General features: G+C 62.8%; 13 protein-coding genes. 1 reads left to right on the top strand and 12 read right to left on the bottom strand.

Annotated features, from left to right (window positions below; genetic code table 11):
• Window positions 1–88: 88 nt before the first annotated feature.
• The 12 genes from QMX91_RS22970 to QMX91_RS22915 form a co-directional block, all read right to left on the bottom strand.
• Entirely contained in the window at window positions 89–685 is a 597-nt protein-coding gene (locus tag QMX91_RS22970; RefSeq protein WP_282413432.1) for a nucleotidyltransferase family protein, read from the bottom strand.
• Window positions 682–1,662 (bottom strand): XdhC family protein, encoded by a 981-nt coding sequence (locus QMX91_RS22965; protein WP_282413431.1) that lies wholly within the window; start codon window positions 1,660–1,662, stop codon window positions 682–684. Before QMX91_RS22965 ends, QMX91_RS22970 begins: the two co-directional genes overlap by 4 nt.
• Window positions 1,662–3,983, bottom strand: coding sequence for a xanthine dehydrogenase family protein molybdopterin-binding subunit (locus tag QMX91_RS22960; RefSeq protein WP_282413430.1), 2,322 nt, complete (start codon window positions 3,981–3,983; stop codon window positions 1,662–1,664). Before QMX91_RS22960 ends, QMX91_RS22965 begins: the two co-directional genes overlap by 1 nt.
• Window positions 3,980–4,450 (bottom strand): (2Fe-2S)-binding protein, encoded by a 471-nt coding sequence (locus tag QMX91_RS22955; protein ID WP_282413429.1) that lies wholly within the window; start codon window positions 4,448–4,450, stop codon window positions 3,980–3,982. Before QMX91_RS22955 ends, QMX91_RS22960 begins: the two co-directional genes overlap by 4 nt.
• Before the next feature lie 395 nt (window positions 4,451–4,845).
• A complete protein-coding gene (gene murB, locus QMX91_RS22950; protein WP_282413428.1) occupies window positions 4,846–5,865 on the bottom strand; it encodes a UDP-N-acetylmuramate dehydrogenase in 1,020 nt (339 codons plus the stop codon).
• The gene (locus tag QMX91_RS22945) at window positions 5,862–6,326 is read right to left on the bottom strand and encodes a low molecular weight protein-tyrosine-phosphatase (protein WP_139054888.1); all 465 of its coding nucleotides are present in this window, start codon (window positions 6,324–6,326) and stop codon (window positions 5,862–5,864) included. Before QMX91_RS22945 ends, murB begins: the two co-directional genes overlap by 4 nt.
• Entirely contained in the window at window positions 6,326–7,090 is a 765-nt protein-coding gene (gene kdsB, locus QMX91_RS22940; protein WP_282413427.1) for a 3-deoxy-manno-octulosonate cytidylyltransferase, read from the bottom strand. The genes QMX91_RS22945 and kdsB overlap by 1 nt, the downstream gene beginning before the upstream one ends.
• Window positions 7,087–7,272: a Trm112 family protein gene (locus tag QMX91_RS22935; protein WP_003174668.1), complete on the bottom strand. Its 186-nt coding sequence runs from the start codon at window positions 7,270–7,272 to the stop codon at window positions 7,087–7,089. Before QMX91_RS22935 ends, kdsB begins: the two co-directional genes overlap by 4 nt.
• A 21-nt stretch (window positions 7,273–7,293) precedes the next feature.
• Window positions 7,294–8,304, bottom strand: a complete 1,011-nt coding sequence (gene lpxK / locus QMX91_RS22930) for a tetraacyldisaccharide 4'-kinase (RefSeq protein WP_097088470.1) — start codon at window positions 8,302–8,304, stop codon at window positions 7,294–7,296.
• Entirely contained in the window at window positions 8,304–8,732 is a 429-nt protein-coding gene (locus tag QMX91_RS22925; protein ID WP_027612340.1) for a biopolymer transporter ExbD, read from the bottom strand. The genes lpxK and QMX91_RS22925 overlap by 1 nt, the downstream gene beginning before the upstream one ends.
• Window positions 8,729–9,364: a MotA/TolQ/ExbB proton channel family protein gene (locus QMX91_RS22920; protein WP_003227083.1), complete on the bottom strand. Its 636-nt coding sequence runs from the start codon at window positions 9,362–9,364 to the stop codon at window positions 8,729–8,731. The genes QMX91_RS22925 and QMX91_RS22920 overlap by 4 nt, the downstream gene beginning before the upstream one ends.
• A 111-nt stretch (window positions 9,365–9,475) precedes the next feature.
• Complete coding sequence (locus QMX91_RS22915; protein WP_282413426.1) at window positions 9,476–11,689, bottom strand: DNA internalization-related competence protein ComEC/Rec2; 2,214 nt, start codon at window positions 11,687–11,689, stop codon at window positions 9,476–9,478.
• A 136-nt stretch (window positions 11,690–11,825) separates the two neighbouring features.
• On the opposite strand from QMX91_RS22915, the gene QMX91_RS22910 reads away from it, so the two are divergent.
• Window positions 11,826–12,344 (top strand): DUF2062 domain-containing protein, encoded by a 519-nt coding sequence (locus QMX91_RS22910; RefSeq protein ID WP_098965042.1) that lies wholly within the window; start codon window positions 11,826–11,828, stop codon window positions 12,342–12,344.
• The last annotated feature ends 140 nt before the right edge of the window (window positions 12,345–12,484 follow it).

Genomic DNA, 12,484 nt, shown 5'->3' with positions numbered 1-12,484 from the left:
CGCGAATGCGGTGTGTCAGCCACCCTGGAAGTCACTGACGCTCCGCATTCGCGAGCAAGCCCGCTCCCACAAAAGCTCTGCAGGAGGCTCAGGATTGGGGGAATACAAGAGAATCGGGCACATCGATATCCCACAACACCCCGGGATCATCCACCGCTATCTCAATCACCCTGCCCTGCTTGAACAAAGGCCTGGCGCCGCGATCACCACTCAATGCCTGCAAGCCCGGCCCGAACGAACGCCCGAACCCCACCGGATGCCCAAATTCGCCCTCCTGCACCGGCACACTAACCGCGTCATCGGTCATTGCCGCCACCACCCGCTCGATACTCGACGGCAGGATAAACGGCATGTCCCCCAACACGATCAGCCAGCCATCTGCATCCGGACAAACCGCAACGCCAGCCGCAATACTGTCACCCATCCCGGTCGATTCAATCGAGACCACGTCACAGCCATAAGCCTGAGCCATGCGCATCGCCTGCGGCCGCGCTTCAGTGGTCACCAGCACCCGCTTGTCGAGGTTGGCCGGCAGATTCAGCAACACTTGCTCGATCACCGAGCGCACCGCGCCATCACGCCCGGTGCAATCGGCCAGCAACTTGTCCTTGTCGGCACCGGCAACCTGGCGAAAGCGACTGCCCTCGCCCGCCGCCAGCACAATCACTGCGATAGATCGACTCATGCGCCCTCCACGACTTTCTTCTGTTTCAACTCGACGCCGTTCTTGATCGCCACAATCTCCGCCAATAACGACAGAGCAATCTCCGCTGGCGAATGACTGCCGATGTGCAGACCGATCGGCCCGTGCAATCGCGCAATGGCGGCTTCTGACAAGCCTAGCTGAGCCAGATTGTCCCGGCGCTTCTGGCTGTTGACCCGCGACCCCAGTGCACCGACATAGAAGGCCGGCGAATCGAGCGCGGTGAGCAACGCCATATCATCCAGACGGGGATCGTGAGTCAGCGCGACGATGGCTGTGCGTTCGTCCGTCTGAATGCTCAACACCGCGTCATCCGGCATGCCCGGGACAAAGCGACCGTGGTGCTCTTCCCAGCCGTAGACGAACTCGGTACGCGGATCGCAGATCAGCACTTCGAAATCCAGCAGCCGCGCCATGTCCGCCACGTAACGCGACAGCTGCCCGGCGCCGATCAACAACAGACGCCAGCGCGGACCATAAATGGCGCGCAGGGTCTTGCCATCGAATTCGAGCACATCGGATTTGCTCGCCGCCGACAGCACAACCTCACCGGTTTCGACGTTCAGCTCACGGGCGACAATCTCATGGTTTTCACAACGGGCGAGCAACTCGGCGACCCACGCCGGATCAGCGACCCGCTCCTCGGTCAGGCGCAGCGTGCCGCCACAGGGCAAGCCGAAACGCGCCGCCTCCTCGCGGGTGACGCCATAGGTAATCAGTTGCACTGGCGGGCCGTCGCTGGCGATGCGCCCGTCGTGCAGACGGGCGATCAAGTCATCCTCGACACAACCGCCGGACACCGAGCCGATCACCACGCCGTCCTCACGTAACGCGAGCATCGCGCCGGGTGCCCGGGGCGCAGTGCCCCAGGTCTGCACCACACTGAACAGCACCACCCGCTGCCCGGCGCGGCGCCATTCAAGCACGCTGCGCAGGACGTTGAGATCGGCGCTGTCCATTACGCCTGCGCCTTCTGCCAGCCCTGCAACTGATAACGCACCGGCAAGTTACGGATGCGCTGGCCGGTGGCGGCGAAGATCGCATTGCACAGAGCCGGCGCAATCGGCGGCACGCCCGGCTCACCGACTCCGCCCAACGGCACGTCACCCGGCGGCGTCACCAGATGCACCGCAACGTCCTTCGGCGCCAGCGACATGCGCGCCACTTCGTACATATGGAAGTTGTCCTGCTGGACCTTGCCGTCCTTGAAGCTGATTTCACCCAGCACCGCGTTGCCCAGGCCCATCACGCACGCGCCCTCGAACTGCGAGCGAATGCGTTCAGGGTTGATCTGCGGCCCGCAATCAACAGCGATGTCAGCCTTGTGCACGATCAGCGTACCGTCGTCCTTGACCTCGACTTCGATCACCGCCGCCACATAGGTGACGAAGCTGTAATGCACCGCCAGACCGAGGCCTCGGCCCTTGGGCAATTGGCGCCCCCAGCCGGCAGCCTTGGCCGCGGTTTCCAATACCGTGCGCATGCGCCCGGTGTCGATCGGGTAGCGCTCGGGGGATTCGCCGTAGTTCCACTCCTCACTCAGGGTACGCGGATCGATCTGCCGATCCGGGCCGAGCAACTTGATCTGGTACTTGAGCGGATCGACGCCAGCCTTGTGCGCCAGTTCATCGACGAAACTCTGAATCGCAAAACCGTGAGGAATGTTCGACACCGAGCGATACCAGCCGACGCGGGTATGCACCGTGGCTTCGGGGTTTTCCAGGCGCACGCTGGGAATCGCGTAAGCCATATTGGTGAAACCCATGCCCAGTTCGAACGCCGCTTCATGGTTCATGCCCGGGGCGAACAGCGCCGTAATGCTCGGCGCCACTGTGCGATGCAGCCAGCCGGAGGGCATGCCGTCCTTGCCGACAGCGGCTTTCAAATACTCGGCGGACACCGTGTGGAAATACGAGTTGTGGATGTCATCCTCGCGGGTCCATTGCACCCGCACGGCTTTACCGGGGAACTCCTTGGCAAGGATCGCTGCTTCGACGACGAAATCCGGCTTCGATTTACGGCCGAAACCGCCACCGAGCAGCGTGACGTTGAAGGTGACATTGTCGAACGGCAGCCCGAGGCGCTCGGCGATGCGTTCGCGAGTCACCTGCGGCGCCTGACTCGGCGCCCACGCTTCACACACACCTTTGTCGTAGCGAGCGATGGCGACCATCGGCTCCATCGGTGCCTGCGCCAGATGCGGCAGATAATAGGACGCTTCGAGGCTGCTGGCGGCGCCGCTCAGGGCTTTGTCGATATCGCCAGTGTTGCGCACCACTTTGCCGGGTTTGCGCGACGCTGCTTCCAGTTCCTTGCAATAAGCGATCGAGTCATAACTGGCATTGGGGCCGTCGTCCCATTCGATCTTCAGCGCCTCGCGGCCCTTGATCGCCGCCCAGGTATTGCTGGCAATCACCGCTACGCCGCCCAGCGGCTGGAATTCCGAAGGCAGCGGACGGCTCTCGATCTGCATGACCTTCAGCACACCCGGAACCTTCAGCGCGGCGCTGTCATCCAGCGACTCGACCTTGCCGCCATACACCGCCGGACGCGCGATGGTGGCGTAGAGCATGCCGTCGAAATGCACGTCCGCGCCGTACACCGCGCGCCCGTTGACGATATCGGCACCGTCGATGGCTTTGGTGCCTTCCTTGCCGATGTAGCGGAACTCCGACGGCTGCTTGAGGCGCAGGCTGTCACGCGCCGGCACCGCCAACGCACTGGCGGCAGCGGCAAGTTCGCCGTAACCCAGCTCGCGACCGGATGGTTTGTGAATGACTTTGTGCAGCTGCGCCTGGCACTCGCCCACCGGCACCTGCCACTGCGCGGCGGCGGCTTGTTCGAGCATGGTCCGGGCCGCCGCGCCGCAGCGGCGCATCGGTTCATACCAGTGACGCATGCTGCGCGAACCGTCAGTGTCCTGGTTGCCGAAACGTACTTCGTCACCCGGCGCCTGTTGCACTTTGACCTTGGCCCAATCGGCGTCCAGTTCATCGGCAACCACCATGGTCAGGCTGGTGCGCACACCCTGGCCCATTTCCGAGCGGTTGCAGACCACGATGACCGTGCCGTCTGCGGCAATGCTGACGTAGACCTTGGGATCGTCAATCCATCCGTTGGGCATGCCGTCGGCACCGAACTTCTTCGGTTTGTCTTCAGCCAGTGCGTCCTGCCAGCCCCAGCTCGCGGCCAGCACCAATGCGCCCGTGGCGCCGACGCCCTTGAGAAAGCCACGGCGGCTGAGATTGCTCAGGGCGAAATCATTCGGCAAGCGGCTCATGCCTTGGCCTCCTTCAAGTGAGTCGAGGCCTGGCGGATCGCGGTCTTGATCCGGTTGTAGGTGCCGCACCGGCAAATGTTGCCGACCATTGCCTCTTCGATCTGCTCGTCGCTCGGATCGGGGTTGGTCTTGAGCAACGCGGTGGCGGACATGATCTGCCCGCCCTGACAAAAACCACACTGCGCCACGGCGCTATCGAGCCAGGCTTGCTGCACCACCTGCCCGACCGGATCGGCGTGCAGATTGTCGATGGTGGTGACGTTTTGCCCGATCACCGAGCCGATCGGCGTGATGCAACTGCGCGCCGGCAAGCCGTCGATATGAATGGTGCAGGCACCGCACAGGCCCATGCCGCAGCCGAATTTGGTGCCGTTGTAACCGGCGACATCACGGATTGCCCACAGCAGCGGCATGTCTTCGGTGACATCCAGTGGGTGATCCTGGCCATTGAGTTTCAGGGTAATCATGGGCACGCCCGCATATTCTTGGTGGTTATGGGGTCGAGCAGAACTGGCGGTGGTTCACGCAGATCGACTCAGGCTAATGGGCCAATACACATCAGTGAAGCCGAACACTGAGCCTGTGGCGAGGGTGCTTGCTCCCGCTGGACTGCGGAGCAGGCCCTTCTTGAAAGCGGGGCCGCTACGCGCCCCAGCGGGAGCAAGCTCCCTCGCCACAGGGTCATCGCTGACTGATATGTGGTTGGCACAGGCTCTCTTGTGCCGACGCGAACGTCTGCACCGGGCCTTTGGTGGAGCAAATGACGGTTATCGTTAGCTGGCTAAGTTAACCCACCGTTAACAAAAAAGCCCTGCACTTTTTGTTCAGTGCAGGGCTTTGGATACCGACCTGAAGCGTAGCCTCAATAGCGGTTCGGCTCCATTTCCAGTTCGACATTGAAACGTTCGGCAATATCTTTCTGGATGCGTTGCGCCAGATCGAGTAACTGCAGACCGGTCGCGGTGCCGTAGTTGACCAGCACCAGCGCCTGCAATTTATGCACGCCGGCATCGGCCTCGCGGAAACCTTTCCAGCCAGCGCGCTCGATCAACCAGCCGGCGGCCAGTTTCATCTGGCCGTCCGCTTGCGCATAGGCCACCAGATCCGGGTGCTGCGCCTTGATCTGCTCGACCAGCGCGGCCGACACCAGCGGATTCTTGAAGAAACTGCCGGCATTGCCGAGCACCGCCGGATCCGGCAATTTTTCGCTGCGGATACTGCAGATCGCGCGACTGACGTCGCTGGGTGTCGGTTGCTCGATGCCTTGCTCGGTCAGGCGCTGACGCACCGGGCCGTATTCCAGATGCAGATGCGCAACACGATCGAGCTTGAAGCGCACCCGCAGGATCAGCCAACGCCCCGGCTGCTGCTTGAACAGGCTGTCGCGGTAGGCGAAGTTGCATTCTTCCAGGCTGAAGTCGCGCAGCTCGCCGGTCTGGCGATCCAGCGCGGTCAGCCCGGCGAACACATCCTTGATCTCGACGCCGTAGGCGCCGATGTTCTGCATCGGCGCCGCGCCCACGGTGCCGGGGATCAGGCTGAGGTTTTCCAGACCGGAAAAACCCAGCGCCAGCGTGTGCTGCACGAACGGATGCCACGGTTCGCCGGCTTCAGCCTCGATCACCACGCGACTGCCGTCATCGCTGATCAACCGAATGCCACGGCTGGCCATGCGCAACACCAGCGCCGGAATGTCTGCGGTCAGCAGCAGGTTGCTGCCGCCGCCGATCACCAGCAATGGCAGGTCATGGGCAGTTGCATAGGCCAGCGCTTCGCGCACGTCGGCATCGCTGTGGGCCTCGGCGAACAACTGCGCGCGAACGTCGACGCCGAAACTGTTGAACGGTTTCAGCGAAACCTGTGATTGAAGCTGCAAACTCATAACCGGCCCTTCACTTCGATCAACAGTTGGTCACACGCTGCCTCGATCAGGTCCAGCACCTGCTCGAAGCCTTGATCGCCGTCGTAGTACGGATCCGGCACTTCATCGACCACACCGGCATAACGGCGCAGGAACAGGTCCAGCTCGGCCTTGCCGCTGGACGGTTGCAGCGCCTTGAGGTTGCGCAGGTTGCTGTTGTCCATGGCCAGAATCAGGTCGTAACTGGCGAAATCGGCGCGGCTGACCTGCTGCGCGCGTTGCGCCGACAGGTCATAACCACGCACTTTGGCTGCAGCCTGGCTGCGCTTGTCCGGCGGATTGCCGACGTGCCAGTCACCGGTGCCGGCGGACGCCACTTCGACCTGATCCGCCAGCCCCGCTTCGCGCAATTTGTGGCGCAGCACGCCTTCAGCAGTGGGCGAACGGCAGATGTTGCCCAGGCACACGAACAGAACGCGCATCAGGCCTCCAGCAGGCGACGAACGCGCTCGAGGTCTTCAACGGTGTCGACGCCGGTTGGCGGCGCGATCAACGCGTCGGCGACATGAATCCGCACGCCATGCCACAAGGCACGCAGTTGTTCGAGGGATTCAGTGTTTTCCAGCCAGCACGGGCCCCAGCTCACGAAGTCCTGAAGGAAGCCTGCGCGGTAGGCATAAATGCCGATGTGGCGACGATACGGCACGCCTTCCGGCAACTGCTCGCGGCTCTTGGCGAAGGCATCGCGGGCCCACGGCAAGGTGGCGCGGCTGAAGGTCAGCGCCAGGCCGTTGAGGTCGCTGACGACCTTGACCACGTTCGGGTTGAACAGGGTTTCGACGTTTTCGATCGGCTCGGCCAGGGTGGCCATGCGCGCTTCGGTGTGGGCGGAGAGGTTGGCGGCAACCTGATCGATCACGCTTGGCGGGATCAGCGGCTCGTCACCCTGCACGTTGACCACGATCGCGTCAGGCTCGAGGCCCAGTTTGGCGGCGACCTCAGCTAGACGATCGGTGCCGGAATTGTGATCTTCACGGGTCAGCACCACTTCCGCGCCGAACGCCTTGCAGGCTTCGACGATGCGCGCATCGTCAGTCGCGACGACCACACGGCTGGCGCTGCTTTTGCTCGCCTGCTCCCAGACATGCTGGATCATCGGCTTGCCGGCGATATCCAGCAGCGGTTTGCCCGGCAGGCGGGTCGAGGCGTAACGCGACGGGATGACAACGGTGAAAGCAGTGGTCATTTATCCAGACGCTCGTCAGTGGTCAGGGTGCGCGCTTCGCTTTCGAGCATCACCGGGATGCCGTCGCGGATCGGATAGGCCAGACCGGCGCCCTTGCTGATCAGTTCGGTCTTGTCGGCGCTGAGCTTGAGCGGGCCTTTGCAGATCGGGCACGCGAGGATGTCGAGCAATTTGGTGTCCATGAACATTCCCTGGATGAAGAGTTAAGGCAAAAGACGATCGGGCAACAGGCGCATCAATTGGGTGTCGAACCAGGCCACGAAGGCCGGTGACGGCACGGCATCGACCGCCAGATACCACCAGTCGTCTGCTGCGAAGGCACGGCACTTCACCGCGTCCTTTTCGGTCATCACCAACGGCAATGACGGTGTGAAATTCAAGGCCTGCACGCTGTATTCGGCGTGGTCGGCAAACGCATGGGGGACTGCTCGCCAGTCTAGCGCTTCGAGGGTATTGAAGAAACGTTGCGGATTGCCGATCCCGGCCACCGCGTGCACCGATTGACCGGGCGAAAAATGATCGAGCGGCTTGCGCTCGCCACTGCGCAGATTGACCAGCGCCGTCGGTTGCAGGCGAAACGCGAAGCCATCTTCGCGATCCGCAGTGGCACCGTTGAACAGCACGCCATCGACGCTTTGCAGGCGTTCGATCGGCTCGCGCAACGGACCGGCCGGCAGGCAGCGCTGGTTGCCCAAACCACGGGCGGCGTCGATCAGCACCAGCTCCAGATCCCGCGCCATACGGTAATGCTGCATGCCGTCGTCAGACAGGATCAGGTCCAGCGGTTCACTGGCGAGCAAGGCTTTGACCGCCGCGCTGCGATCAGGGTCGATCATCAGCGGTATGCCGGTGCGCTGCACGATCAACAGCGGCTCGTCGCCCGCGATCTCGGCGCTCTGCTCGGCGGTGACCCGCCACGGCAGTTGCGGCGGTTTGGCGCCGTAACCGCGACTGACCACACCAACCCGCAGACCGGCGCGTCGGCAATGCTCGATCAGCCACAAAATCATTGGCGTCTTGCCGGTGCCGCCGACGGTGATGTTGCCGACCACGATCAACGGCACCGGTGGCTGATAGATCTGGCCTTCACCGTCGAGAAAGCGCTGACGCTTGTTGACCACCACGCGGCGATAGAGCATTTCCAGCGGCCGCAGCAGCGTCAGGGCCGGATGCCCCTGATACCACGCGGCGAGCAAACGATCGGACAGGCTCATCAGGATTTGGGCGCCGCCTCGACCGTGGTCATGCGCAGATGGCTGAAACCGAGCTTGCCGGCCGCGTCCATGGCGGTGATCACCGATTGGTGTTGGGTCTTGCCGTCGGCGCTGATCGACAACGGCATGTTGGTGTCACCGTTGGCTTCTTTCTGCATGGCTTCCATCAGGGTCGCCAGGTCGTTTTTCGGCAGAATCTTGTTGTTCACCGAGAACACGCCTTCGGCGCTGATCGCGACATCCAGTTGCTTGAGCTGCTGGTCTTCGGCGGGCGAACCGCTGACCGATTCCGGCAGATCGACGCGCAACTGTGTCTCGCGGGTGAAGGTGGTGGTCACGACGAAAAACAGCAACAGGATGAACACCACGTCGATCAGCGACGCGAGGTTGATGTCGATCGTTTCCCGGGGTTTGCGACGGAATTTCACGCTTTGTCCCCGGCCAGATCGACGTCACGGTCGCCCTGCACCACTTCGACCAGTTTGATCGCTTCCTGCTCCATGCCCACCACCAGCTCATCGATGCGGCGTTGCAGGAAACGGTGGAAGAACACCGACGGAATACCGACCATCAGGCCCGCAGCGGTGGTGATCAGTGCCTTGGAAATACCGCCGGCCAGGACCGAGGCGTTGGTGGTCATGCCGGAACCGGTGAAGGCGCTGAAAATGTCGATCATGCCCAGTACCGTGCCCAGCAGGCCCAGCAACGGTGACATGGCGGCAATCGTGCCCAGCGCGTTGACGTAGCGTTCAAGCTCGTGAATCACCCGCGCGGCGGCTTCTTCGATGCATTCCTTCATGATCTCGCGACCATGCTTGGAGTTGGCCAGGCCCGCGGCGAGGATTTCACCCAGCGGCGAGTTGGCGCGCAATTCCTTGAGTTTTTCTTTATTGAGCTGCTTGTCCTTGATCCAGACCCAGACCTGACCCAGCAGATGCTCGGGGGTGACGCGGCTGGCGCGCAGGGTCCACAGGCGCTCGGCGACAATCGCCATGGCCGCGATGGAACTCAGAATGATCGGCAACATCATCCAGCCGCCGGATTTGACCAATTCCCACACAGTGACAGTCCCCTCGAAAAAGTGCGCCACTTTACCATACCGGTTGGCGATTAAGACCCGCTGCCCCGACGACCTGATGCCGCATTCGGCGATCTCGCGATCAATGGTGTTTCACCGCCAGAAACGCCGTTGTTGACGCATCAGCCACGGCGCCTGAAAGCTGCCCAGGCGCAGTTGAATGGCGCCGTGCTGCGCGCTGTCGTAGATGCGCAGCCCTTGCTGGCGATAACGCGCGAGCACCAGCGGGTGCGGATGACCGAACGAATTGCCCTGCCCCCGGGAGATCAGCACCGAATGCGGACGTAATGCCCGCAGCAAAGCCATCGAAGAGGAACTGCGGCTGCCATGGTGCGGTGCCTGCAGCCAGTGCGTCGGCAGCGCCAACGGACTCTCCAGCAGACCCCGTTCGGCAGCCGTGTCGATATCGCCGGTCAGCAGCAGCCGCTCGCCATTGGCCTCGATCTGCAACACGCAAGAGCGCTGATTGCTGTCATGGGCCGCCGGCCATTGCCACAGCTGAAACCGGACCCCGTCCCACTGCCATTGGCGCCCGCTTTCACAGGCCTCGGCCCGCAGGATGGCGGGCAGACCCGGCGAATCGCCGCTGATCACCCGCGTCACTTTCAGGCCCCGCGATACTGCCAGCGCACCACCGGCATGGTCGGCATCGGCATGACTGAGCAGCATCAGATCGATGCGGTTGACCCCCAGTTTGTGCAGCGCCGGCAGCACCACCCGCTCCCCCAGATCGAAATCGCCGAAGCGTGGACCGGCGTCGTAGAGCAACGCGTGATGACGCGTGCGGATCAGGATCGCCAGGCCCTGACCGACATCGAGCTGCCAGACATCGGCCAGTCCATCGGCCACTCGCTCGCGCGGCGGCGCCAGCAGAATCAACAGCAACGGCCAGCCCAACGGTCGCAACGGCACCCCACGCGGCAACAGCAACAACACGGCGCCGAGACAGCCAATCAACAAGGCCCACCACGGCAGCGACGGCGAGATCCACGCCGGCCAGGCCCCGGCGATCAGCGACAAGCCGCGAAACAGCCAGTCGATCAAACCACCGGCCAGCCACAACAAGCCTGCACCGACGTAAGGCACCGGCAACAACAGCGTGCCGAGCAGCGCCGGTGGCAGCACCAGCAGACTGACCCACGGCACCGCGAGCAGATTTGCCAATGGCCCGCTGAGGCTGATCGGCAGGTTCAGCGCCAGCAACACCGGGCACAGACCCAGCGCAATCAGCCATTGCGCGCGGGTCCAGGTCTGCCACCATTTCCACGCACCGAGTCGCCCGCCGAAGGTGAAAATCAAAATCCCCACCGCGGCGAACGACAGCCACAAACCCGGACGCAAACTGGCTAACGGGTCGAGCAACAGCAACGCATCGAATGCCAGCAACAGCGGCCACCACGCGCCGAGATGGCGAAAGCGCAGGCGCCACAACAACACCAGCCCGACCATCACGCAGGCCCGTTGCACCGGCACATCAAACCCGGCGAGCAAGCCGTAACCGAGCGCCGCGGCAAACGCCAGCCCACAGGCCCATGGCAGCCATGGCCAGCGCAGCGGCCACCAGCCGTAGCGCGCCAGCCCGGCGACCAATAGATAGATGACCGCCGCCAACATCCCGATGTGTTGACCGGAAATCACCAGCAGATGCACGATGCCGGTGTCCTGCAGGATCTGCCAATCCTCGCGGCTGAGCCCGGAGCCGTCGCCGAGCACCAGTGCCGCCAATGCACCGCCCCGGCCTTGGGCATCGACTGCCAGCAAGCGCTGACGAATGCTGTCGCGCCATGCCCAGTTTGCCTCGGCCAGGCGCTGACCATCCTTGATCGTGCCGGTCGCGCCGATGCGTTGCGCCAACAGCCAGGCTTCGTAATCGAAGGCGTCGGGATTGAGCAAACCACCGGGGCGCCTGAGCTTCACCGCCAGGCGCCAGCGCTCACCGCTGTTGAGCGGCGGCCCGGCGTACCACGCCAGACGCATCAACGACGGCAATTTTTCGTGTCGCGAGCGGGCATCGGCCAACTCGAACCGCACCACGCCCTGGCTGGTTTGCGGCAAACCGACCACCCGCCCTTCGACCCAACGGGTTTCGCCGTCAAGCGCTTCCGGCAGGCGATCATTCAACGCCCCCTGCGCACTGACGCACGCCCAGGTGAAACCGAACAGCAGAAACGCCACGGGATAGCTGCGAAACGGCAGCAACATCAGTCCCACCAACGGCAACAACATCATCAACCCGACCGGCGGTAAAACCGGCAAAAAAACCGGAACCAGCAGACCGACTGCCAGCGCCATCATCCCTGTGCGCATAAGCCCGTCCTTGAGAGTTCGTGCATTAGGGGTAGCTGGTATGAGGGCGGGTCGTCGTCAACAATTGTCACAAAGTCTGAATGGGCGCTTCGTAGAATCCAGACATACTTGCCGCCTTAACCGACCGAGAAGCCTTATGCCCCGGCGCTTATTCAAACGTTACATGCCCGACCCGACGAGCATCAGGGAACACAAATCCTTACGCTTTCTCGGCAAGTTGCTGCATGACCCGAACCTCTGGCACCTCAATCGGCACTCGGTGGCCCGGGCGATGGCCGTCGGCCTGTTCGCGGCGTTCCTACCGATTCCGGCGCAGATGCTGGTGGCGGCGGCACTGGCGATCACCGTGCGCGGCAACATGCCGATTGCCGTCAGCCTCGTGTGGCTGACCAACCCGATCACCATGCCGGCGGTGTTTTTCTGTACTTATCAGGCCGGAGCCTGGTTGATGAATGTGCCCGCCCGCACCCTGCCCGATTCGTTGACCTGGGAATGGATCAGCGGAGAGTTGTCGACCATGTGGCAGCCGTTTTTGCTCGGGTCGGTAGTGTGCGGATTGATACTCGGCATCCTCGCCTACTTCACGGTGATGCTGTATTGGCGCTGGTGGGTGGCGCGGCAATGGGCGCGGCGCAAGAAAAGCCGCAAATCTTGAATGCAAAACGGCCTCCGCAGTGGGAGGCCGTTTTTTTGTAGCGTCTGAATAGGCCCCATCGCGAGCAGGCTCACTCCTACATTGGAACGCGCCCTTCTGTAGGAGTGAGCCTGCTCGCGCTGGCAGCGACGCGGTTTCGG

The organism is Pseudomonas sp. PS01299 (genome assembly GCF_029960145.1).
Lineage (GTDB): Bacteria > Pseudomonadota > Gammaproteobacteria > Pseudomonadales > Pseudomonadaceae > Aquipseudomonas > Aquipseudomonas putida_A.
This window is presented reverse-complemented; position numbering and strand designations above follow the sequence as displayed.